Here is a 2,943-nt window from a genome sequence, read left to right as displayed (position 1 = left end):
AGGTTGATCCGGAAACTGGTGAATGGAAAGGTTCCGGTATCGAAACGTTATTTTAAAACAAGACAGCTCTCAGTGAACTGCCTTGCAGGTAAATCGAATTCAGTTCCAACAAATTGGGTAAAGGTCATAGGCAAGTGCCGCAGTGCGCTATTTTCGTGGTTGAGTTCTATTGAAAACAAAAACGCCTATTACTAGGCGTTTTAACCGCGATCATCGGCATAATTGAATCAAAATGCAGCAGGTGAGACTCGAACTCACTACCTACAGTTTAGGAAACTATTGCTCTATCCAGGTGAGCTACTGCTGCAGACTTTATCAATTATACGTGGTGAACGCGTGTCGTGCAAGACGGGCCTTAACAACCGCCATGCGCGAATTGCTAAAAATCCATCAAAAAACGCCTGAGTTGTGCTCAGGCGTTGGCGGTCATGGTTTAATGTAAGCAAAGCCGGCGTGTTGGCGTTTGACCAATTCCACCACGCCAGAAGGGACGACAGTCAAGCCACCTTGCAACTGGTCTTGGGTGAGGTGGCGCTGGCGCAAAGAATTGGCGCACACGGCAATGTTGACGTCTCGGGCTAACAAACATAGGTCAACATCGCTTTGGTCGGTGGCTTGCGAAACCGCCTCACCATTGACGAGAATTTCGATACTTGAGTTGTCACTTTCTGCTTGCAGCCACTCTTGATAATGCTGCACATTACTCAACAACACCGGCCACTTGCTTGGTTCATCAATATGAAAGATCACGTCCATCAACAATGCCCCCTGATCGATTTACCTTTATGATAGCATAATCCATGCACAAAAAATAAGCGACATCGCCGTGACACGAAATTGTGACATGGCCAATAAAGGAGCGTCTATGCAAATTCTGCAAACTGTCGGTTTTACCTTGTTGATCTTGATTTTCGCCAGCTTAGGCCTGTCTTGGTTAAACGCGGCGACCATTCAACAAGTCGTTGATCGCACCGGCAAACCGAACAGTCAATTATGGCTGATGAAACCTGGCATTTTCGTCCACGAAGCGCTACATGCTGCAGTGGGTCGCTTGTTTGGGGTGCAAATTGCCGGTTTTTCCATGCGCCCAGATGCCCGATCAGCGGCGCATGTGACGTTCAACTACAAGCGTCATTCGTTGTGGCAGCGTTTAGGCGTGGGGTTAGCCAGTGCGGCACCGATTTGGGGGATCAGCGGGATCTTGTTGGCAGTAGGCAAACGCGCATGGTTTCACAAAGTGCCTGTGGCGCAACTGTTAACTGTGGGCCCAACGCCTGATTGGCCTTGGGTGATCGGCTGGTTTTGCCTCACCATTTTATTGACGTTTGGCGCGAGTTTGTCCAAACAAGATCTGAAAAACACCTTGATCGGGTTACCGATCTTGGTGATCATCTTGTTGGCAGTCGCGGCGTTGATGAATTGGCTATGGCCGGCAGGGTTGAGCGCTTGGGCGCAACTCAATGGGTTATTACTTGCTGTGGTGATGATCATGGGGGTGATCGACTTGGTGGTCAATCGGATAACGGCATTGATCTAGTCAACGGACAAAAGCGCTCAGGTGTCCGTTGGCATTGTGAATTCAGTCACTTATACTGTGGGAGTAAACGATATAGGAGGCTGAATGCCATGAAAACTAACTTTGATTTCTTGATGCCAAGTGTGAATTTCTTTGGCCCAGGCGTGATCGCTAAAATCGGTGAACGCGCTAAAATGTTGCATATGACCCATCCGTTGGTGGTCACTGACAAGTTTTTAGCGAGTGTGGCAAGTGGTCCTGTTGCGCAAACCTTGAACTCACTGAAAGTAGCAGGGGTACCGTTTAGTCTTTACGATGGGGTCGAACCTAATCCCAAAGTGCGCAACATCCAAGCGGCCAAAGCCCAATACCTAGCGGATAACTGTGATTCGATCATCACCGTTGGCGGCGGTTCAGCGCATGATACAGGCAAGGGCACTGGGATCATTTTGACCAATGGGGATGATATCACCAAATTAGCCGGGATCGAAACGCTGGAAAACGCGCTGCCGCCGCTGATTGCGGTGAATACTACTGCCGGTACCGGCTCTGAATTGACGCGCCATTGTGTGATCACCAATGAAGCCACGCATTTGAAGTTCGTGGTGGTGTCTTGGCGCAACATTCCATTGGTATCGTTCAATGACCCATCCTTGCAATTGGATGTCCCAGCAAAGTTGACGGCAGCCACTGGCATGGATGCTTTTGTTCAAGCCATCGAGCCTTATGTGTCCACCAACCGCAATGCCATCACTGATGGACAATGCCTGCAAGCCATCAAGTTGATCGAAGCTAACTTGCGCGAAGCGGTAGCCAACGGCCACAATTTGGAAGCACGGTTTGGTATGGTGCAAGCCGAAATGTTAGCCGGCATGGCGTTTAATAATGCAGATCTGGGTTACGTGCATACCATGGCCCATCAGCTTGGCGGCCAATACGATGCCCCACATGGCGTATGCTGTGCTTTGTTGTTGCCAATCGTGGAAGAATTCAACATCATCGCTTGTCCTGAACGCTTCCGTGATCTGGCAGTGGCCATGGGCGAAAATGTCGAGGGCTTATCCGTGCGCGATGCGGCTGAGCTGGCGATCAAAGCCATGCGGCAAATGGCGCAAGATGTTGGCATTCCCGCTTCGATCAAAGCGTTAGGCGCCAAGCCTGAAGATTTTGAATTAATGGCTGAAAATGCGTTGAAAGACGGTAATGCCTTTTCCAATCCACGCAAAGCCACCAAAGCGCAAATCGTTGAATTGTTCCAACAAGCTTACGACGCAAAATAGTAAAAAAACAGCTTGATGCGTGACCTTTACCCAATTTGTTGGAACTGAATTCGATTTACCTGCAAGGCAGTTCACTGAGAGCTGTCTTGTTTTAAAATAACGTTTCGATACCGGAACCTTTCCATTCACCAGTTTCCGGATCAACCT

At 49.1% G+C, this 2,943-nt stretch carries 4 protein-coding genes and 1 tRNA gene; 3 read left to right on the top strand and 2 right to left on the bottom strand.

Annotated features, from left to right (window positions below; translation table 11 throughout):
• Window positions 1-195, top strand: a 195-nt coding sequence (locus ACKTSG_RS13960; protein WP_407895622.1) for a hypothetical protein, incomplete at its 5' end; no start/stop codon positions are given.
• Between the two features lie 38 nt (window positions 196-233).
• Here ACKTSG_RS13960 and ACKTSG_RS13955 read toward each other — a convergent pair.
• Together ACKTSG_RS13955 and ACKTSG_RS13950 are read right to left on the bottom strand one after the other, a co-directional pair.
• Window positions 234-307, bottom strand: a tRNA-Arg gene (locus ACKTSG_RS13955).
• Between the two features lie 119 nt (window positions 308-426).
• Window positions 427-756 carry a DsrE family protein gene (locus tag ACKTSG_RS13950; protein WP_407895620.1) on the bottom strand — a complete coding sequence of 110 codons (330 nt, stop codon included), beginning with the start codon at window positions 754-756 and terminating at the stop codon, window positions 427-429.
• A 109-nt stretch (window positions 757-865) separates the two neighbouring features.
• Here ACKTSG_RS13950 and ACKTSG_RS13945 point away from each other — a divergent pair, with 109 nt between their 5' ends.
• Together ACKTSG_RS13945 and ACKTSG_RS13940 are read left to right on the top strand one after the other, a co-directional pair.
• On the top strand, window positions 866-1,537 hold the full coding sequence (locus tag ACKTSG_RS13945; protein WP_407895618.1) for a hypothetical protein: 672 nt from the start codon (window positions 866-868) through the stop codon (window positions 1,535-1,537).
• Between the two features lie 89 nt (window positions 1,538-1,626).
• A complete protein-coding gene (locus ACKTSG_RS13940) occupies window positions 1,627-2,796 on the top strand; it encodes an iron-containing alcohol dehydrogenase (protein ID WP_407895616.1) in 1,170 nt (389 codons plus the stop codon).
• Window positions 2,797-2,943: the final 147 nt, after the last annotated feature.

This window comes from Lacticaseibacillus salsurae (genome assembly GCF_045862175.1).
In the GTDB taxonomy this organism is placed as follows: Bacteria; Bacillota; Bacilli; order Lactobacillales; family Lactobacillaceae; genus Lacticaseibacillus; species Lacticaseibacillus salsurae.
The sequence above is the reverse complement of the archived record's forward strand: the minus strand, read 5'-3'. Positions and strand labels throughout refer to the sequence as shown.